This is a genomic window from Adhaeribacter arboris (assembly GCF_003023845.1).
Lineage (GTDB): Bacteria > Bacteroidota > Bacteroidia > Cytophagales > Hymenobacteraceae > Adhaeribacter > Adhaeribacter arboris.
The window spans coordinates 127,765-144,920 of sequence record NZ_PYFT01000001.1 but is presented as its reverse complement, the minus strand read 5'-3'; the positions used below and the strand labels follow the sequence as shown (position 1 = coordinate 144,920).

The window sequence follows — 17,156 nt, the reverse complement described above, 5'->3', positions numbered from 1 at the left end:
CAATGAAAATAGACGCTCACCAGCACTTCTGGCAATACTCCGCCACTACCCACGACTGGATTACTCCCGAAATGGCCCAATTGCAGCGCCATTACTTACCGGCCGATCTGCAACCGGAACTGGAGAAAGCCGGATTTGCCGGTTGCATAACCGTGCAAGCTGCGCAAACCGAAGCTGAAACCGAATTCTTACTAAATTTAGCGGCGGATTACTCTTTTATCAAGGGCGTGGTAGGTTGGGTAGATCTACGAGCCGAAAATGCTGCCGAACGACTGGCTCATTTTGCCCGTAATCCTTTGTTTAAAGGAGTACGACATGTTGTGCAGGACGAACCCGACGGTTTATTTTTATTAAAACCCAATTTTTTAAAAGGGATTTCGGCTCTGCAGCCACTCGGCTTGACGTATGATATTTTAATTTACCCCCGGCATTTACCGGTGGCGGCAAAGTTTGTGGCCCATTTTCCGGAACAAAAATTTGTTCTGGATCATTTAGCTAAACCTGTCATTAAAAAAGCTGAATGGCTGCCTTGGGCCAACGATTTAAAACAATTAGCGCGTCACGAACAGGTACACGCGAAAATATCCGGGTTAGTTACCGAGGCAGATTGGCATAACTGGCAGCCAACTGATTTGCGACCCTATCTGGAATTAGCTTTAGAAGTATTCGGTCCGGATCGTTTATTGATTGGCTCGGATTGGCCCGTTTGCCGGCTAGCGGCAGAATACGAAGCAGTAATGCAAGTAGTAATTGATTTTGTTGCGGCACTTTCCGAGTCGGAGCAGGCGGCTATTCTGGGCCAGAATGCCATCCGGTTTTATAATTTAGCAATGTAATTTAGCGTTCCTAAAATGGTATTCTAATCAAAATATTTAAAAATAAGTAAATTAATTCTACCCGCTATCTCCTAACTTAGCGGCTATTATCATTATATACCCCCTTCATCTGTGAAATACCTTTTTTATATTCCATCAAATTTAAAAAATAACTTTGTTAGTATTTTTTCCCTTTTATTAAGTTTTGGGATTCTGGTTGGTTGCTCAAGCGATAAAAAAGAAACCGCGAATTCTGAAACCGTTAACGAAACTCCGGCGGTAGTTGCGCCCATTAACCTGACCTATGAATTAATCCGTACCTTTCCGCACGATACAACTGCTTTTACCGAAGGTTTGCTCCTACACGAAGGCCAATTGTACGAAAGTACCGGTTCGCCAGAAGAAATGCCCCGGACCCGCTCCGTATTAGGTCCCGTGGATATGAAAACAGGGAAAATCGTTGAAAAAGTTAAACTGGACCGAACGAAATACTTCGGCGAGGGAATGGTTATTTTAAAGGATAAAATTTACCAGCTCACTTATACCACTAAAGTTGGTTTTGTGTACGATGCCAAAACTTACCGGAAATTACAAGAATTTACTTTTCCAAATAAAGAAGGCTGGGGCTTAACCACCGACGGCACGCATTTAATTATGAGCGATGGCACTAGTCAACTCACCTACCTGGACCCCACTACTTTTAAAATTGTTAAAACCTTAAATGTAAGGTATAATTACGACCCGCTCGTAAATTTAAATGAACTGGAATACGTCAATGGGGCTTTGTACGCCAATATTTATACTACCAATAGCATTGTAAGAATTGATGCTGCCAGTGGTCAGGCTACTGGTATTCTGGATCTCACTTCGCTTATCAACGAAGTAAAAAAAATAAATCCGAATGCTTTGGAAATGAATGGCATTGCCTACGATCAAAAGGGGGGCACCTTTTATATAACGGGCAAACTCTGGCCCAGTATTTTTGAAATAAAAATCAAGCCCTAAAATACAGGCAAGTAAAATTTAGGTAAAACGCGGTAAATTTTAAAATTTACCGCGTTTTACCTTTAAGAATCAACCACTACAAGATATTTAACTCATTTAACTCTTGTCGTAAAGCTTCAGGGGAGGTAAAAGGAATTGATTTTATTCCTAAAGATTCTGCCGCGTGAACGTTGCGCTGGTTATCGTCGATAAAAATAGCTTCACTGGGATTAACTTGGTAACGGTTCAGCAAAGTCTGATAAAAAGAAGCAAAGGGCTTGCGGTCTTTTTCGGTACCCGATACGACTACTCCATCAAACCAACCTAAAAAATCATACTTTTCCTGCGCAATCGGGTACGTTTCGGCGGACCAGTTCGTAAGCGCATAAAAATTATACTTATTTTTCTCCTTCAATTCTTTAAAAATAGCTACGGTTCCGGCAATAACGCCACCCAGCATTTCCGACCATCGTTCATAATACACCCGGATATTATCCGCGTGTTCGGGGTGTTTGGCCAATAAATAATCCGTCGCTTCTTGTATGGTTCGGCCGCCGTCCTGCTCTTCGTTCCAATCCGGGGTACAAATATTCTCCAGAAAGTACGTCATCTCTTCTTCATTACTAAATATTTTCCGGTACAAGTACTGCGGGTTCCAATCAATGAACACTCCGCCTAAGTCAAAAATTATGGTTCGTATCATTCGTAGGTTATTCATGTTATATTTTAAATGGTAAGTTTAAACAGATTATTTTATTTCTAGAAATAGTATTTTTTAGCGCCACTAATCAGAATACTTCATCCTTCACCTTTTTTAGATGGAAGGCTTTAATCAGCTATTTCCCATTTGGTTCTAAAATAATTGCTCCAGTGGATTTCAGCGCATAAATTTTAAAAATTATCTAATTCTTTATATCCTGGTTTTAAGTTTTACAGTAGGCAAACTATCATGGTAAAACAAAAAACATACACCATAAACAACATAGGTTTGCAAACTTATGAAGCAGGTACTGCTGGTCAGCCGCTTATCTTATTTCTGCATGGCTTTCCGGAGTTAGGCCAAGCCTGGTACCGGCAACTATATTTCTTTGCCGGCCCAGGATTTCACGTGGTAGCGCCCAACCAGCGGGGCTATAACCAAAGCAGCAAACCTTCCGGGGTAAAAGCCTATACCATCCAGCACTTAACTACTGATATAGCCGGTTTAATCAAGCAGCTTACGTCCGGCAAGGTGTATCTGGTTGGGCACGATTGGGGTGGAGCAGTAGCCTGGGCCATGGCTTTACGTTACCCTGAATTAATAGAAAAGCTAATTATTCTGAATATGCCGCACCCCGCTGTTATGCACGAGCACTTGCGAGATAATCCTAAACAAAGGCACCGCAGTTGGTACGCGGGCTTTTTCCAACTTCCCATTTTGCCGGAATTATTGTGCCGGGCTTTTAATTATCGCTCTCTTGAAAAAACTTTGGTTAACACGGCCCTACCTAATACTTTTTCGCCGGCACAAATAGCCTTATACAAAAAAGCCTGGCGGCAACCAGGAGCGTTAACGGCCATGATTAACTGGTACCGCGCTTATAGATACGAACCAATAACGAATCCAGAACCGATAGTCTTGCCAACCTTGCTGGTATGGGGTAAAAAAGATGTTTTTCTGAGAACGGAAATGGCGCAACCTAGCATTGAAAAATGCCGGCACGGCCAACTAAAGTTTATTGACGAGGCCACTCATTGGCTGCATCACGAAAAACCTGATGTCGTAAATCAGTTTATTTTAGAGTTTATTCAATCCTCCGGTTAAATTATTTAACTCTTTTACAACAAACAATTCAAGTTATTTCCTGTTTTCCTGATTAATAAAATATCCTAGCAAAAAGGTAATTTTTAATCTACCAAAACTAATATGAACCTGAATTAGTAAAATAACCTTACTTTAGATTTTTTAAATACACCTACCTCACCTACATCTATAAGGCGTAAACCGTATGATTTCTACTGCTCCTAAAACCGCGATTATTGCTGGTGCCAGTGGCTTAGTAGGCAGCCATTGCCTGGACTTGCTTTTACAAAGTAACCGCTACAAAAAGGTAATTTCGATTGGCCGGAAATTATTGCCTATGGAACACCCAAAGCTGGAGCAAAAACTGGTAGACTTTGAGATTTTAGAGAGTTATCATCATAGTTTAATGGCCGACGACATATTTTGTTGCCTGGGTACTACCATTAAAAAAGCTGGTTCGAAAGAAAACTTCTATAAAGTTGACTTTACCTACGTGATAAAATTAGCCAGCATCACCGCCGCGAATTTTGCTTCTCAGTTTCTGGTTGTATCGGCTATGGGGGCGGATGCCAACTCGCGTATCTTTTACAATCAGGTTAAAGGTAAAATGGAAGCGGCTATTAAGCCTTTACACTTTTTAGGCGTGCACTTATTTCAGCCTTCGTTGCTCCTTGGGCAGCGCACCGAAAAAAGAATGGGCGAACAAGTAGCCCAGGCGGTTGCCAAAGTATTGCCTTTTGTGTTTATAGGCCCCTTACGTCCTTATAAACCCATCCATGCCCGCGACGTAGCGAAAGCCATGTTATACGCTGCCGCCCAGGATGGTGCTGGGATAAGTATTTATCCATCATCCCGCATTGCCACTACCGCTAAGTTTTTTAGTCCACAGTCGATGGTCGATGGTTGATAGTCCATGGTCGACAGTCCATATGGTACTCAAAATACTTAGAGCGAGATAGAAAAATTGATTCGCAAATACGTCTTTTATGCTTAATGAAAAGTTTTACGATTCATCCATACTGTAATTCTTTCCGTAGACTATGGACCATAGACCATCGACTGTGGTCTATAAACTAAAGTATGGCTATCAGCAAAAATAAATTATATTCCACTTTTCCTCGCTCTGCCCGCTACGATCCGCAATGGGTTCGGCAGCACTCCATGGGCGAAAATGTGTTGTTTAACCTGGAAAGTCTTACCGCACTAGTACCTTTAAAATCAGGTATGCGCTTATTGGATTTAGGGTGCGGCAAAGCCATTAGTTCTATTTTTCTGGCGAAAGAATACGGCGTACGGGTGTGGGCCGTGGATGAAGCAATTGCTCCTACCGAAAATTTAGAACGCTTGCAGGAAGCGGGCGTAACCGATACGGTATTTCCTCTCCAGGGTAATGCCCGTGAATTGCCCTTTCCGGAAGAATATTTTGATGCCGTAATAGTGGTAGATGCTTATACTTACTTTGGCACCGACGAAAAATACTTGCCTTATATTTGTAAGTTTATAAAACCCGGCGGTTATTTAGCTATTGCCGATGTGTGCTTTACCCGCGAAATTACTACTTTACAAGAAGTTCCGCTTTTCTTACGCAAAGATTTTCAAAATTACTGGTACTTTATTCATTCGATTAAATGGTGGCGTCAACTCTGGGAGAAAACCGGCTTAGTCGAAATTATTACCGCCGAAGAATTACCTGCCGCCGACCTAATCCGGCAGGAATATATTCGTGATTATCAGGGAAAACAGCACAAAGATCCCTTTGCCCGCGCTTTAGCGGCCGATACTGAAGGTCTCATTACTTTCTTCCGGCTGATTGCCCGCCGGACAGAAAAAAATGCTTACCTCCAAACTTACAAACCCAAAACCAAGAGTTAAATCTTCCTTAACCTGCCTTTCTATCTGGTTGTGGTATAATTTATGCTGGATAAAATATACTATAATTTATATTTTATATCTAAGCTGTATCTCATTTATGAGGCAAATAAGCTTTACTTTTTTTCTTTTTTGTTTACTATTTGTTTTTACGAATACCTTTTTTGCACAAAAAGGGGGTAGTATCTATAAAACGGGGATTGGTTTGCGGGGCGGTTATTATGCTACCGGCTTATCTATCAAACAAGTTATTAAGAATGAGGTGGCAGTAGAAAGTATTTTGGGTGCCGGTAGTCGGCGGTGTGGTGTAATGCTCCCTTTAATATACGAAAAACACGATTCTGCCTTTCAAGCGCGAGGGCTAAAATGGTTTTATGGTTTAGGTGGCCATGTTGATAGTTACCAGAGTGATTGTTACTACCGCCGAAAACGCTACGTGGTTTTCGACCGGGTTAATGTAGCAGCTATTGGGGTAGATGGCGTTTTAGACTTGGAGTATGCCTTTCCGGAGATTCCGTTTACCCTTACCCTCGACTATAAACCGTTTGCGGAAACTTTACCGGGGGAATTGATGGCTACGGCGATGCCGGTTTAACGGTATATTATACTTTTTAATGCAATCAGCAATAAAAAAAATGCTCGTTTTCACTTAAGCTAGTGTTACACAAAGAAACCGGCATTAACAGCTAATTGACTAGCTTTTAGCGTTAAATAAATATAAAACTTTAAAACGAATACATTATTCAAACGCAACTTATATGGTTAAAATTGCCATCGTAGATGATAACCCTGGGTTGCGCGAAAATCTGGAGCAGCGTTTAACGCTGTTTCCCGGAATTTTAATAGTTCAAGTATGTAACACCGGCTGGCAATTTCTGGAAATTATTCAAAAATCCACCTCTGATAGTTTACCCGAAGTAGTTTTAATTAATATCCAGATGAATGCGTTGGATAGCATTGAAGTTACGTACCAGGCGAAAGCTAAATTTCCGGAAATGCAATTCATTATAGTAGCAGTAAACAACAATGATGATCATATTTTTAGGTCCATACAGGCTGGTGCCAGCGGATATTTATTAAAAGAAGAGCCCACTCCAATCATAGCGCAGGCTATTTGGGACATAAAAGACGGAGGAGCTTACATGTCGCCGGCTATTGCTAAAATAGCTTTAGAAATTTTGCGTTCCCAAACAGCTGAAAATACCACTTCTACGGCTTCAACTTTGCCCCAATCGAGTCTTCAAACATTATCAAAGCGGGAATTAGAAATTCTGGAACTCCTTACGGTGGGTTATACCGCGCAAACTATTTCGCAGAAACTATTTATAAGCTCGCACACCGTTCAAACGCATATTAAAAAGATTTACAACAAATTACAGGTAAAAAATAAATGGGCGGCTATTAAAATGGCGATAGACCGAAAATGGTTTAGGAAATAGTTCCTGTTTTTTTAAAAAACAGTATACCTAGACTGAATTATTACCTTTTTAGTGCTCTTTAATTAATAAATTAGTTTTTACTGTTCTCGGGAATACCAACGTGCAACAAAGCATCGCCTTGGTTTACCACCGTCATGTTGTTTACCCCAATAATATAGCCGGAATAAGGACTTTTAAGCCGAATGGCCATATCGCCGAATGGATCAGCCAGACTACCATAAATCTCACCCGCTTTTACATATTGCCCAATCTTTACTCTTGCACGGAAAATACCCGAAACTTTCGCCCGAATCCAACTGGATTTACCACAAACCACCGACGGCACAGCAATTTCTTTAATGCTTGATGGCGGTTGCATCTGTAATTCCTGGAGAACCCGCATGGTTCCTTTTACCGCTAGATTAATACCTCCTTCATCTAAGCGCAATGACTCCCCTGATTCGTATACAATTATATATTTACCCCGCTGAAAAGCTTCTTTTCGCAATGATTTGGCCCGTAAAGCGGCATTTAAAATAAAAGGTGCTCCAAACGCCCGAGCTAATCGTTCGTTTTCCGGGTACTCCGTTAAGCAGCGGATTTGCGGATAATTGCTGATACTGGCGCCACCCGTATGAAAATCAATGCCATAATCGATATAAGGTAAGATTTCCCGGGTAAACCGATCCGCTACCCGACTGGCTAAAGAGCCGGATTTGTTCCCCGGAAAACTGCGGTTCACATCTTTCCCATCGGGCACTTCGCGCGAAAAGTTAAGAAAACCGTAAATATTTAAAATGGGAATAGCAATAATGGTTCCCCGGGTTGGATACAACATTTTCCGGCGAATCATGCGGCGGATAATTTCAATGCCATTTACTTCGTCGCCGTGCATACCAGCCATTAGCAGCAATACCGGGCCTTCTTCCCTAGCGCGGTATACATATACCGGAATATCGATTACCGTACCACTCGGCAGCCGCGAAACCAACAAGCGGGTTTGCACATTTTGGCCGGGCAAAATACTTTTGCCATTAATGGTAATTTCTTTGGGCATTTATTCTTTGGTAACTTTAGTACTCCGTTTCAACTTCTTCTTCTCTACCAAACTCTCCGTGTACTCAATAATTTTACCGGCAATGTCGGTCTTGGTCGTTTTTTCGATCCCTTCCAGTCCCGGCGAGGAATTTACTTCCAGAATGAGCGGTCCCCGGGCCGACTGCAACATATCTACTCCGGCTATATCTAAATCCAACACCTTGGCGGCTTGCAGAGCGGCCGTTTTTTCGGCCCGGCTTAGCTTTATTAACTGGCTGCTCCCACCCCGGTGCAGGTTCGAGCGAAACTCTCCTTCTTTTCCCTGGCGTTTCATGGCCCCGACTACTTCGCCGTTTACCACGAAAGCCCGGATATCGGCTCCTTTGGATTCGGCAATAAACTCCTGGACAATAATGCGGGCTTTTAAATTATGAAATGCTTCTATTACCGATTCAGCGGCTTTATCGGTTTCGGCCAAAACTACGCCTAAGCCTTGCGTGCCTTCCAGCAATTTAATCACTAGTGGCGCCCCGCCAACCTGGGCAATAAGTTGGGTAACATCTTTAGAGTAATTGGTGAAGGCCGTTTTCGGCATCCCTAAGCCGGCCCGGGATAAAATTTGCATGCAGCGCAATTTATCCCTTGACCGCACAATTGCTTGGGAGTTAACGGCGCTTTTTACTTTCATCATTTCAAATTGGCGTACGGCCGCGGTACCGTAAAAAGTAACGGAAGCGCCAATCCTGGGAATAATGGCATCTATATCCGTAAGTTTTACGCCTTTATATATGATAGCAGGTTGCCCCGCTTCAATCACCAAGTCACATTTTAAATGATCTAATACTACTACTTCATGCCCGCGTTGCTGAGCCGCTTCTACCAACCTTTTGGTGGAGTAGAGCTTCGCATTCCGGGATAGAATGGCTAATTTCATAATTATTTCTTTACCTGTTTTTATGTTTTGTTTTGGCGGCTACATTTTTACGGGCTACATCCACGATAAAATTTTTCTGTAATACCGCCCGGCCAATTAAAATGGGGTACTTCATATCTCTTCGATCGGAAAGAGAAAGATCGGCTTCCAGAATTTTATCAAAAAGCTGAATCGGCGTCCGGATAACGTAGCGTTCCTGGACGTCGCCGAAAGAATTTTTAATGTCGCGCAACGAGAATTGCGTAAACTCAAATATTTTATGGTGATACTTGGGATGCGAAGGATCTAATAAATTAAACCGGATTACCGGGGTACCATCGGGTAAGGTTGTTTCCCGGATATCGGTGCAATGAATAGCCGAAGTAAAAGCGCCGGTATCAATTTTAGCTTCTACGCTAAAAAGTTCTAAAGCCGGCAAATGAATTAACTCGCGGCGGCCCACAATTCTTTTTTTCGTTTTTAAAAGCATATTTCCTGTTTATTCAAAATATCCCGTACGAGTAATCTAACGTAACCGTTAATAGTTTTAACCGAGCTTTTCTACGGCAAAAGTAAATATTACGCGCTATTCTGCCTTAGAAATATTTAGATCAGCAGAAAGAACTTTAATATTCATTCTAGCCGTATATACTACTTACTTACCACCAACCTGTGAAGCCTTATGAAAAGATTATTTTTTGTTTTTGCCTTGGTCCTTTTTACTCAAGTTTGGTCTTTGGCCTCAAATCCATTATCTTCATCCTTACCCAATATACCCGCCGAACGCGGCACCGCTACCGTTAACGAGTTAGCAAATGTGGTTTTTACGGCGGTTCAGGCGAACGACTTTGAACAACTCCCGCTTTACGTACCCACCGATACGGAATTAGCAACCTTAAAAAAACAAGCCTCGGAAGATATGTTGGCGGTTTTGGAAGGATTAACCTCCGAAGCTATTACCAGCAGTTTGAAGGAATCGTTTGAAACGGTAATTCGGGAAGGCATTAGTAAAACGCTGAATTTAACCGAGCTTACTTTAGCCGATGTACGAACGGGCACCAACAGCGCTAAAAATAAAGCCATGATTCCGGTGACCGCTACGCTTTCTACCCGCACGAACCAATCTTTCCCCCTCCGTTTTGAAGCCTTAAAAATTAACGGTCGTTACTTTTTGTTTCAACGCATGGCTTGGCAATCGGCTAATTAATCAGGATAGATGATTTAAGAAGGACAAGTGGCGAGTCAGAAAATTTAACTAACTAAACTTATACGAATCGCGTGTTCTTAACGTTCTTAGCTAAAAAGTGCGTTTGTGCTTTTTAGGTGTGGTTAAGTGCTGGTATATTTCTATTTATAGAATTCTTCATTAAATTCTGTAATCATTAATTCAGGTTTTGCAATTGAATATTTGATTGTTACACTATCCCATTTATTAACATTATCTTGAGCGTCAAGACCATCGCTTTCTTCGTAAATATTTCCAGAAACTTTATACCTTACAGTGATTGAACGACCTTTGTAAACTTTTATTGAAGTCACAATTCCTTGTGTAATACCTGACTCCTGCTTAATTGATTGAAACTTTTGTTTTCTTCTGTTACTGATAAATAAAAACAAACCAGTAAACAGTACACCTAAAATCAGGAAAGTACACACTACTTCTAAGGGTGATGATTTCTTTTGATTTTTCATCTTTATTGAAGCACAATTTTAAATGCTACTTACATCTAACGGGTAGTATAAAAAACGTGCAAGGCCGTCGGCCGTAGCATAATTTTTATACAATGTAAGCGGTAGATTTTTTTCTATTTCTTAGGTTTTAGGTAAATAATACCCTTATCATCCAGCAACTTTCCATTTTCATAATCTGCGATTTTCTTCATCTCAAGTGAATCCACATTCAATTTATCTACTAACCGCTCTCCTTTATTTGAAATCCTGTACAAATCGGTCGTGAAAGGGTACTCTGCCCATTCTAAAGTGTATTGATAAGCGTCGATAATGGTGTTTACACTATCCGTTTTAATTATTAGTATGTCATTGAAATCCTTGAGTGAGTTGTCGTAAGAAACGCCCTTGAACCTTGCCTTAAACCTATAATATTTATATTTACCAGCTACTGGTAGGAAAAACCTTTCTGCGTCAGGCCATTTTCTGGAAGCTTCAATTAGGCTGTCCATTGCATTTAGCAAATTATAGTTAAAGTCAGAATTATAAGAGCTATCAACAACTAGATAATTTTTACCAATCCTTCTGTTTTCCATTTGCAGACTATCATAATTCGGCTCTGAATGCATCCAATCAAGCTTATCTACCTTTTTGCCTAATAGACTTGAGTTGCAGGAAAATAGGACTGCGGCAATGAATATTATACAAGTGGAGAATCCTTTGTTTTTCATTATTATGATTTACCGCTAACGGGCCGCGTGTATGAAAAGCCTGCTGCGAAGCAAGGGTTTTTTATACATTGTGTTATGCCCAGTTATTTATTTAACACTATTTCTATTTGCCTCAATAAATTGCCCAATTGTTTTTTCTTTTATTTCAGGCCAAGACTCTTTAGGTAAACTTAAATCATTTTTATTTTCTTTTTCGTCACTTAGTGAAGTAGTAACTGCATCCATTCCATGAAGATTAATCCATCTTATATCATAGTCCTGCGGGATTTTATTAAATAGCATAACTACTTTGTCTATACTTTCAAGGTATGCCTGTTTATTTGATTTAATATAATCCTCATAAGCGGGCCTAAATTTAGATTCTAAAATAGTTGTTGCTTGTCTTGCCGTTTTATCAGAACACCGATTAGCATCATATAAAGCATTTAGTTGAGCAAATAAATACCAGTCAATACCTGTTTGTAATTCTCCGTTAACAAACAAGGCTTGGGAAAAGACATACAAGACTGGAGGATTATACTGGTTTATATTATTGAATATTGTTTCGATCGAGCTAGCACTTGTTTTAGTATCAATAAGCTCCTGGATCATTTTATTCTGCTTAGCTACCTTAATTTCGGAATAAATTCCTTTAGGATTTAATGGTTTACTTTTCTGAGCTAAAATCGATTGAGAAGAAAAAAGTAGAATAATGAGCGAAAAATAAACTGTTTTCATTAAGAGTATATAAATGTTTTATAATTGGGCATAACGGGCCGCGTGTATGCCAAGCTTGAAGCGAAGCGAGGGTTTGGTATACATGGTGTTAGCCACTGTTATTCTTTTTTCCAAATATGTTCGTACCAATCTTCTGGCCCGTTCACTGCTAATTTAAATTCTTGGTGAAGATTTAATTCTTGAAGTCTGTGAAAGGTTTGTTCCCCAATTTTCAATAAAAGTGGCTCAAGTTCATTCCAACAGGCGCCGTCTGATTCTTCTTCCCAATTTATGGGGAAGGATAAATTTGAAATCTCTACTAAATCCCTCAATTCAAAATCTGCTGGATTGGTATTTCTTCTTGTTTCAGGTAAAAATGATTGTGCTTCTTCAAATTCACCTTTTGCAATCAATCTGTCATAATGCTTCTTAAGAAATTCATCAGAACTCTTTACTTTAAGAATTGAATTTTCTTCAGAGTCAAATGAAATGGAACTTGCCGCTGCGTTTGGGTCGGTCCAGATACTAGCTGTATATATTTTAAAAGCATCATTGGACTTCATCTTATCAATTGCCTTATTAATAAGGTTTTCCATTTCTTGTAAATATAGGTTCTTGTCCATTGATTATTCCTATTTTTAATTGTGGCTAACGTTCTTGGCTTTGCGGCGGCTTAGCTGTCGTGAAGGTCTTGTTGCCTGAAGGTTTTTCATTTTCCACCTTTTTAATCTAGCTGCTTTTGGGCTAATCTGATTTGTTTACTTGAATCCTCAAATGAAACAATGTATGCTTTAACTTTAGAGCCTATAGGGTTATACAATCCTTCCCTATATTTTTCTGGAGTTAAATCCTTCATTACGATGATTTCTAATAAGACAAGAAATTCCACTCCTATATTGATGAAATCACCAAATGGGGCTTTATGGACAACTACCCCTTCAACTTCATCTCCAATTTTGAATTTACCTTTTACTTTATTCCAATTATCTTCTTCTTTGGTCATTTTTACTAATAAACTTACAGGCAACGGTATCGCATAATTGCCGTTGCGGCAATGTAGTAAAAATGTAGGAGCAAGGACGCACATTTCCCTAACCTGAGAAATGTCTTTAGTGCAGAAAGCCAGCTATGGCACATTATGCAGTGTTGGGCGACGTTTATTTACTACTAATTTCTACACTTTTAATTGCTTCCATAATTTCTTTTTCATCTATTCGATTGACGTATGTCGCATTTATTACAAAATCTGAATTTATTAAAGGCGTACTATATCTTACAGATTTAAAAATAGTTTTATTCTTATTTAAATCTAAAAACTTAATATCTGTTTCATAAACATAGAAATCTCTACCATTGATTTTTTCTATTCGTGATATTGAATCTAATGTGGCTTCAGGCATTTTTTCTTTTGTAAGTATGGCAAATGTCATGTTATTTAAAATTTTCTACTGATTTTTATAATCTTGGATAACTTCTTTATCAATGGGAGAATATTTAATTTTTAAAGAACTGAACTCTCCTTTATTTAAAAACAACAGGCTAGTTTGATTTAAATCACTCGGATAGCCATTATCCTTAATTATTTTACTGCCATCTTCATAAAGGGCTTTGGTTTCTTTTGGGCTTGCGGATTTAAATTGATTCGGAAGTCTAATTTTCAAATTATATCCTCCGAATTTTATAGATGTGTAACTTGTTGAATCCGATTTACATGAACACAGTAAAAAAACAATGATGATTCCAGTGTTTCGAATTTTAGTCATAATGCTGATTATAAATGTTGCCCAACGTACTTGGCTCGTATGTTAGCATTTGCTATCGAACGTAGGTTAAAAATAAATAAATTACTGACAAAACAAACCAGATAGAAGGGATAGGGTGTACTTGGCCAGATACATATAGATGATGTCGCCGCATAGAATTTCCGCCCTTCTATCCACTTTCTTAGAGCTTGAACAGTACCTAGGTCCATTTGGAGGAGACCGAATCAAAAGCGAGCAAAAGCGAAGAAGAGAGTTAGCTGGTTTGAAGAAAAATTAGCCTATGGAACCACCCGTACTAAAGCAGGCCCTCGGAATAGATGTGGCCAAAGATTCTCTTTCCCTTTGTTTGGGCACCCTGACCCAGGATTTGGAAAAGCAGTTTATAGCAGGCTCCGACGTGAGCAATGATGACAAAGGCTTCCAAAGAATGGAAAAATGGCTAGTCAAGCTCTCTGTTCACCCGCAGAAGCTAGTGGTGGTAATGGAAGCAACCGGTGTATACCATGAGGCACTAGCAGTGTACCTGCATGAGAAAGGATATACCGTCAGTGTGATGCAATCCGGCAGAGTAAAGCGCTACGCTCAAAGCCTGAGCCAGCGTTCTAAGACCGATGCTTTAGACTGTAGAATGTTGGCAATGTTGGGTTGTGAGCGGAAATTAACACCATGGTCTCCGCCGGATAAGACGTTGCGGCACCTGAAAGCCCTGAGCCGAGAGCGCTCCTTTTTACTGAAGGAAAAGAACGTAGAGAAAAACCGGCTACACGCCATAGAAACTTCTGCTTACAGCAACCCAAAGGAAGTGAAGCGCCAGGCCAAGCGGCTGAAGTTGGTGGAGGTACAATTGCAGGAGATTGAAGCGGAGATGAAGGATTTGGTAGACGGGGATGCAGCTCTGGGTAAAAAAATCCAGTACCTGGAAAGCATACCGGGAATATCTTTCCTCTCAGCGGCAACAGTGGTTGGAGAGACTTGCGGCTTTAAGGAGATCACCAGTGCTAAACAACTGGCAAGCTATGCCGGCTATGATGTAGTGCTTAAGGAATCCGGCACCTTCCGAGGCAGCACCAAAATAAGCAAGAAAGGAAATAGCCATCTCCGGAGCATACTCCATATGCCTTCCATGACGGCAGTGCGAGTCAATCCTACCTTGAAGCAGTTTTACAACCGACTCAAGCCCAACAAAGCAAAGCCTATAATAGCTCTAGTAGCCGTACAGCGAAAACTACTGCTGCTCATGTACAGTTTGTACAAGAAAAATGAGTACTATAATCCGCAGTTTGAAAAAAAACAGCAAGAGCCCAAGCCCTTGCTGCACAGGATAGAGGCAATTTAAAAATTGACATCTTCCTAAATTTGTTAAAATAAACTTGACTTTTAACACAGTACCTAAACGGCGGCGAAGCTGACGTATAGGTGTGGTTAGCGGTAGTATTATTTTTAAATTAACTATTAGGATTAATTTGAAAGTTACTTTTGAGATAGTAGCTACGTCTAATAAATTCCATAAATAATTTTCCATCTTCTGTAATTACTACGGACTCATAACCAGCTAAAATGACAAACTCGTACCAATAATTAATAAAGATATCTACAGGAATTTTTGAAAGCGGAATCTGATATCCAAAGTCCATTAATACATTATCGTAATTCCTAAGTACTGAGTTTTGAAAGTATTTTTTTATAACTTCTTCATTTTCATCAAAATCATAGAAGAAAGAATAATGCTTGGAATAATTATTCCATTCAATCCAAGATGGTTTATTCCCTAATTCAACTTTTGAATTACATAATTTTATTTCAAACCTATTTAAAAGATTGTTTAGGTTGTAAGGAAAGTCTGCTGAAATTGGAATTATACTGCTTCCAAATTCTTTAAATGGATTCACAAAGTTGTTACTCATTACTTTCCCTTAATTAGGATATTTTATTCTTTGTATTACCGCTAACGGTCTCGTGTAAGCGGCGGCGAGGCCGTCGGCCGAAGATGCCGTTTACACCTTGTTAGGGGTTGTTATTTTATTTCAAACTGCAATGCGTTTTTTCTTATAAACTCAATTCTTGATTTATCGATGGTTATTTTAAGAACAGCATACTCATTTTCAACCAACTCTAACTTTTGGTTATTTTTAGAAACTTCTCTAATCAGGCTGCTAAAGCTCTTAAACCCAATCAAATCGTAACTTTCTGCGACAATCTCTATTTCTTCCTTTGGGGTATTTTCAAAAAACTTATCACCATCTCCTAAGTCCGTAAGCATTTCAAATTGCCTGGTATAATAAACAAGTCGGTAAGAGCTTGGAAAACTCTTTAAAACGTTCTCACTGCTTTTGTGCAGTTGTGGGTTTTCTCTATAAGTTTTTTCTGCAGTTTCCTCGATTTTATCATTCAAGACTTCTATCAACTGCTCGTCAGGAATTTTAAAAATATCCGTGCTTTTTAATAGTTTTGAGTTTAAGCCCAATTTGACTTTAGCATAATTCACCAAAATAGAATTGCCGGATTCAAGATACTTTTCTAAGTCTTTTCTTTTGTATTCTTGACTAAGTTTCCGTCTCTGTTCTTTATCCATTTTTCTATAATTACCCCTAACGGGCCTCGTGCATGCCAAGATCATAGCGAAGCATGGTTTTGGTATACACGGTGTTGGCAGAAGTTATTTTATTTTTTTGAGTTCATAAATTATATCTTCTGCTACACCTCTATCAAAGTCTCCATCCTTATCATAAATCTGTCTTACATTTCTAAGTTTTAGAATCTCACCATCATATTCCCAGTTTAATTGTTTTAATAATTCCCCTTTCTTGTCAAATAAGTTTATAAGGTCCATTTGTGGAACCATTTCCCAAAAATCAATTACTAATTCATAGGTTGCTGCATTATCAATACCAACTACTTCAAACTTATCAGTAAATCTCACTTTACTTTGTTCATTTTTATAAGCACCTGCCAAAATGAACTTGTTAAAGTAAATGGCTAAATTTTGAATCTCCTTAACAGATTTAGCGAACTGAAAAAGCCTTGGGTCTGCTTTGTGAGCATAAGATTTATCCATATACTCTTGAAATTGAAGAGACGAAAAGTCATTATTAAAAGTAATTTCCCAATGCTGTATGGTGTCTCCTGCCCAAAAAATAGTATCGCTTCTTTTTATAAGTGGCATCATTGTCTCTTCATGATAACCTTTAAAAAAGATACTGTCAGGATTGCTGCTATCATATGAAATCATGTAGGCAAAGCTTGCACAGGATTGAGAATATTTGAAGATGGATTTATTTATGATTGTTGAATCTGTATAAGGCAGAAAATACCATTTCCCTGTGGATATTTTATTACTATAGCTAATATTAGGCCTTTGTACCTTATTTCTTTTTTCTGCTTCCTTTTTGTTTATTTTCTTATTTTTTACTTCTTGGTTACAAGAGACTAGTAAACTGAATAAAAGAAATAAGGTTAAAAATTGTTTCATTGTTTTTAA

General features: G+C 39.3%; 23 protein-coding genes. 9 read left to right on the top strand and 14 right to left on the bottom strand.

Annotation, left to right across the window (positions count from 1 at the left end; all coding sequences use genetic code 11):
* Positions 1 to 2 precede the first annotated feature (2 nt).
* Positions 3 to 836 (top strand): amidohydrolase family protein, encoded by an 834-nt coding sequence (locus tag AHMF7605_RS00630; RefSeq protein WP_106925455.1) that lies wholly within the window; start codon positions 3 to 5, stop codon positions 834 to 836.
* Positions 837 to 947: 111 nt separating this feature from the next.
* Positions 948 to 1,820, top strand: a complete 873-nt coding sequence (locus AHMF7605_RS00625; RefSeq protein WP_158267423.1) for a glutaminyl-peptide cyclotransferase — start codon at positions 948 to 950, stop codon at positions 1,818 to 1,820.
* Between the two features lie 76 nt (positions 1,821 to 1,896).
* Here AHMF7605_RS00625 and AHMF7605_RS00620 read toward each other — a convergent pair whose 3' ends face one another.
* Positions 1,897 to 2,502: an HAD family hydrolase gene (locus AHMF7605_RS00620; RefSeq protein WP_106925451.1), complete on the bottom strand. Its 606-nt coding sequence runs from the start codon at positions 2,500 to 2,502 to the stop codon at positions 1,897 to 1,899.
* Positions 2,503 to 2,748: 246 nt separating this feature from the next.
* Between AHMF7605_RS00620 and AHMF7605_RS00615 the strand changes: the two genes are divergently transcribed.
* The 5 genes from AHMF7605_RS00615 to AHMF7605_RS00595 all read left to right on the top strand — a co-directional run bounded on the left by AHMF7605_RS00615 (position 2,749) and on the right by AHMF7605_RS00595 (position 6,890).
* Complete coding sequence (locus AHMF7605_RS00615) at positions 2,749 to 3,603, top strand: alpha/beta fold hydrolase (protein ID WP_106925449.1); 855 nt, start codon at positions 2,749 to 2,751, stop codon at positions 3,601 to 3,603.
* Positions 3,604 to 3,787: 184 nt separating this feature from the next.
* Positions 3,788 to 4,489 (top strand): oxidoreductase, encoded by a 702-nt coding sequence (locus tag AHMF7605_RS00610; protein ID WP_106925447.1) that lies wholly within the window; start codon positions 3,788 to 3,790, stop codon positions 4,487 to 4,489.
* Between the two features lie 173 nt (positions 4,490 to 4,662).
* Positions 4,663 to 5,454 carry an SAM-dependent methyltransferase gene (locus AHMF7605_RS00605; protein ID WP_106925445.1) on the top strand — a complete coding sequence of 264 codons (792 nt, stop codon included), beginning with the start codon at positions 4,663 to 4,665 and terminating at the stop codon, positions 5,452 to 5,454.
* Positions 5,455 to 5,551: 97 nt separating this feature from the next.
* On the top strand, positions 5,552 to 6,046 hold the full coding sequence (locus AHMF7605_RS00600) for a hypothetical protein (RefSeq protein WP_106925443.1): 495 nt from the start codon (positions 5,552 to 5,554) through the stop codon (positions 6,044 to 6,046).
* A 163-nt stretch (positions 6,047 to 6,209) separates the two neighbouring features.
* Positions 6,210 to 6,890, top strand: coding sequence for a LuxR C-terminal-related transcriptional regulator (locus AHMF7605_RS00595; protein WP_106925441.1), 681 nt, complete (start codon positions 6,210 to 6,212; stop codon positions 6,888 to 6,890).
* 70 nt (positions 6,891 to 6,960) lie between these two features.
* On the opposite strand, the gene AHMF7605_RS00590 is transcribed toward AHMF7605_RS00595, so the two are convergent.
* The 3 genes from AHMF7605_RS00590 to AHMF7605_RS00580 are packed head-to-tail and all read right to left on the bottom strand — an operon-like array spanning position 6,961 to position 9,310.
* Entirely contained in the window at positions 6,961 to 7,926 is a 966-nt protein-coding gene (locus AHMF7605_RS00590; RefSeq protein ID WP_106925439.1) for a succinylglutamate desuccinylase/aspartoacylase family protein, read from the bottom strand.
* Entirely contained in the window at positions 7,927 to 8,841 is a 915-nt protein-coding gene (gene rimK, locus AHMF7605_RS00585) for a 30S ribosomal protein S6--L-glutamate ligase (protein ID WP_106925437.1), read from the bottom strand.
* Positions 8,842 to 8,851: 10 nt separating this feature from the next.
* A complete protein-coding gene (locus tag AHMF7605_RS00580) occupies positions 8,852 to 9,310 on the bottom strand; it encodes an ATP-dependent zinc protease family protein (protein ID WP_106925435.1) in 459 nt (152 codons plus the stop codon).
* A gap of 192 nt (positions 9,311 to 9,502) precedes the next feature.
* Between AHMF7605_RS00580 and AHMF7605_RS00575 the strand changes: the two genes are divergently transcribed.
* Positions 9,503 to 10,027: a hypothetical protein gene (locus tag AHMF7605_RS00575; protein WP_106925433.1), complete on the top strand. Its 525-nt coding sequence runs from the start codon at positions 9,503 to 9,505 to the stop codon at positions 10,025 to 10,027.
* Positions 10,028 to 10,167: 140 nt separating this feature from the next.
* Here AHMF7605_RS00575 and AHMF7605_RS00570 read toward each other — a convergent pair whose 3' ends face one another.
* The 7 genes from AHMF7605_RS00570 to AHMF7605_RS00540 all read right to left on the bottom strand — a co-directional run bounded on the left by AHMF7605_RS00570 (position 10,168) and on the right by AHMF7605_RS00540 (position 13,678).
* Positions 10,168 to 10,512, bottom strand: a complete 345-nt coding sequence (locus AHMF7605_RS00570; RefSeq protein ID WP_106925431.1) for a hypothetical protein — start codon at positions 10,510 to 10,512, stop codon at positions 10,168 to 10,170.
* 113 nt (positions 10,513 to 10,625) lie between these two features.
* Entirely contained in the window at positions 10,626 to 11,219 is a 594-nt protein-coding gene (locus tag AHMF7605_RS00565) for a hypothetical protein (protein WP_106925429.1), read from the bottom strand.
* Positions 11,220 to 11,306: 87 nt separating this feature from the next.
* A complete protein-coding gene (locus tag AHMF7605_RS00560) occupies positions 11,307 to 11,936 on the bottom strand; it encodes a hypothetical protein (protein WP_106925428.1) in 630 nt (209 codons plus the stop codon).
* Between the two features lie 98 nt (positions 11,937 to 12,034).
* On the bottom strand, positions 12,035 to 12,511 hold the full coding sequence (locus AHMF7605_RS00555; protein ID WP_146153479.1) for a hypothetical protein: 477 nt from the start codon (positions 12,509 to 12,511) through the stop codon (positions 12,035 to 12,037).
* Between the two features lie 128 nt (positions 12,512 to 12,639).
* The gene (locus tag AHMF7605_RS00550) at positions 12,640 to 12,918 is read right to left on the bottom strand and encodes a S1 RNA-binding domain-containing protein (protein WP_158267422.1); all 279 of its coding nucleotides are present in this window, start codon (positions 12,916 to 12,918) and stop codon (positions 12,640 to 12,642) included.
* 154 nt (positions 12,919 to 13,072) lie between these two features.
* Positions 13,073 to 13,345, bottom strand: a complete 273-nt coding sequence (locus tag AHMF7605_RS00545; RefSeq protein ID WP_106925422.1) for a hypothetical protein — start codon at positions 13,343 to 13,345, stop codon at positions 13,073 to 13,075.
* A 15-nt stretch (positions 13,346 to 13,360) separates the two neighbouring features.
* On the bottom strand, positions 13,361 to 13,678 hold the full coding sequence (locus tag AHMF7605_RS00540) for a hypothetical protein (RefSeq protein WP_146153478.1): 318 nt from the start codon (positions 13,676 to 13,678) through the stop codon (positions 13,361 to 13,363).
* 280 nt (positions 13,679 to 13,958) lie between these two features.
* Between AHMF7605_RS00540 and AHMF7605_RS00535 the strand changes: the two genes are divergently transcribed.
* Positions 13,959 to 15,014 (top strand): IS110 family transposase, encoded by a 1,056-nt coding sequence (locus tag AHMF7605_RS00535; protein WP_106925418.1) that lies wholly within the window; start codon positions 13,959 to 13,961, stop codon positions 15,012 to 15,014.
* Positions 15,015 to 15,123: 109 nt separating this feature from the next.
* Here AHMF7605_RS00535 and AHMF7605_RS00530 read toward each other — a convergent pair whose 3' ends face one another.
* The 3 genes from AHMF7605_RS00530 to AHMF7605_RS00520 all read right to left on the bottom strand — a co-directional run bounded on the left by AHMF7605_RS00530 (position 15,124) and on the right by AHMF7605_RS00520 (position 17,147).
* On the bottom strand, positions 15,124 to 15,582 hold the full coding sequence (locus tag AHMF7605_RS00530) for a hypothetical protein (protein ID WP_106925416.1): 459 nt from the start codon (positions 15,580 to 15,582) through the stop codon (positions 15,124 to 15,126).
* 110 nt (positions 15,583 to 15,692) lie between these two features.
* Positions 15,693 to 16,250 carry a hypothetical protein gene (locus tag AHMF7605_RS00525; protein ID WP_146153477.1) on the bottom strand — a complete coding sequence of 186 codons (558 nt, stop codon included), beginning with the start codon at positions 16,248 to 16,250 and terminating at the stop codon, positions 15,693 to 15,695.
* Between the two features lie 84 nt (positions 16,251 to 16,334).
* Positions 16,335 to 17,147: a hypothetical protein gene (locus AHMF7605_RS00520; RefSeq protein WP_106925413.1), complete on the bottom strand. Its 813-nt coding sequence runs from the start codon at positions 17,145 to 17,147 to the stop codon at positions 16,335 to 16,337.
* Positions 17,148 to 17,156 lie beyond the last annotated feature (9 nt).

What these genes read in the sequence shown, in the direction of transcription:
- AHMF7605_RS00630 (WP_106925455.1), top strand. Translation starts at nt 3, where the DNA reads ATGAAAATAGACGCTCACCAGCACTTCTGGCAATACTCCGCCACTACC.
- AHMF7605_RS00620 (WP_106925451.1), bottom strand. Translation starts at nt 2,502, where the DNA reads ATGATACGAACCATAATTTTTGACTTAGGCGGAGTGTTCATTGATTGG.
- AHMF7605_RS00615 (WP_106925449.1), top strand. Translation starts at nt 2,749, where the DNA reads ATGGTAAAACAAAAAACATACACCATAAACAACATAGGTTTGCAAACT.
- AHMF7605_RS00610 (WP_106925447.1), top strand. Translation starts at nt 3,788, where the DNA reads ATGATTTCTACTGCTCCTAAAACCGCGATTATTGCTGGTGCCAGTGGC.
- AHMF7605_RS00605 (WP_106925445.1), top strand. Translation starts at nt 4,663, where the DNA reads ATGGCTATCAGCAAAAATAAATTATATTCCACTTTTCCTCGCTCTGCC.
- AHMF7605_RS00600 (WP_106925443.1), top strand. Translation starts at nt 5,552, where the DNA reads ATGAGGCAAATAAGCTTTACTTTTTTTCTTTTTTGTTTACTATTTGTT.
- AHMF7605_RS00595 (WP_106925441.1), top strand. Translation starts at nt 6,210, where the DNA reads ATGGTTAAAATTGCCATCGTAGATGATAACCCTGGGTTGCGCGAAAAT.
- AHMF7605_RS00590 (WP_106925439.1), bottom strand. Translation starts at nt 7,926, where the DNA reads ATGCCCAAAGAAATTACCATTAATGGCAAAAGTATTTTGCCCGGCCAA.
- rimK (WP_106925437.1), bottom strand. Translation starts at nt 8,841, where the DNA reads ATGAAATTAGCCATTCTATCCCGGAATGCGAAGCTCTACTCCACCAAA.
- AHMF7605_RS00580 (WP_106925435.1), bottom strand. Translation starts at nt 9,310, where the DNA reads ATGCTTTTAAAAACGAAAAAAAGAATTGTGGGCCGCCGCGAGTTAATT.
- AHMF7605_RS00575 (WP_106925433.1), top strand. Translation starts at nt 9,503, where the DNA reads ATGAAAAGATTATTTTTTGTTTTTGCCTTGGTCCTTTTTACTCAAGTT.
- AHMF7605_RS00570 (WP_106925431.1), bottom strand. Translation starts at nt 10,512, where the DNA reads ATGAAAAATCAAAAGAAATCATCACCCTTAGAAGTAGTGTGTACTTTC.
- AHMF7605_RS00565 (WP_106925429.1), bottom strand. Translation starts at nt 11,219, where the DNA reads ATGAAAAACAAAGGATTCTCCACTTGTATAATATTCATTGCCGCAGTC.
- AHMF7605_RS00560 (WP_106925428.1), bottom strand. Translation starts at nt 11,936, where the DNA reads ATGAAAACAGTTTATTTTTCGCTCATTATTCTACTTTTTTCTTCTCAA.
- AHMF7605_RS00555 (WP_146153479.1), bottom strand. Translation starts at nt 12,511, where the DNA reads ATGGAAAACCTTATTAATAAGGCAATTGATAAGATGAAGTCCAATGAT.
- AHMF7605_RS00550 (WP_158267422.1), bottom strand. Translation starts at nt 12,918, where the DNA reads ATGACCAAAGAAGAAGATAATTGGAATAAAGTAAAAGGTAAATTCAAA.
- AHMF7605_RS00545 (WP_106925422.1), bottom strand. Translation starts at nt 13,345, where the DNA reads ATGACATTTGCCATACTTACAAAAGAAAAAATGCCTGAAGCCACATTA.
- AHMF7605_RS00540 (WP_146153478.1), bottom strand. Translation starts at nt 13,678, where the DNA reads ATGACTAAAATTCGAAACACTGGAATCATCATTGTTTTTTTACTGTGT.
- AHMF7605_RS00535 (WP_106925418.1), top strand. Translation starts at nt 13,959, where the DNA reads ATGGAACCACCCGTACTAAAGCAGGCCCTCGGAATAGATGTGGCCAAA.
- AHMF7605_RS00530 (WP_106925416.1), bottom strand. Translation starts at nt 15,582, where the DNA reads ATGAGTAACAACTTTGTGAATCCATTTAAAGAATTTGGAAGCAGTATA.
- AHMF7605_RS00525 (WP_146153477.1), bottom strand. Translation starts at nt 16,250, where the DNA reads ATGGATAAAGAACAGAGACGGAAACTTAGTCAAGAATACAAAAGAAAA.
- AHMF7605_RS00520 (WP_106925413.1), bottom strand. Translation starts at nt 17,147, where the DNA reads ATGAAACAATTTTTAACCTTATTTCTTTTATTCAGTTTACTAGTCTCT.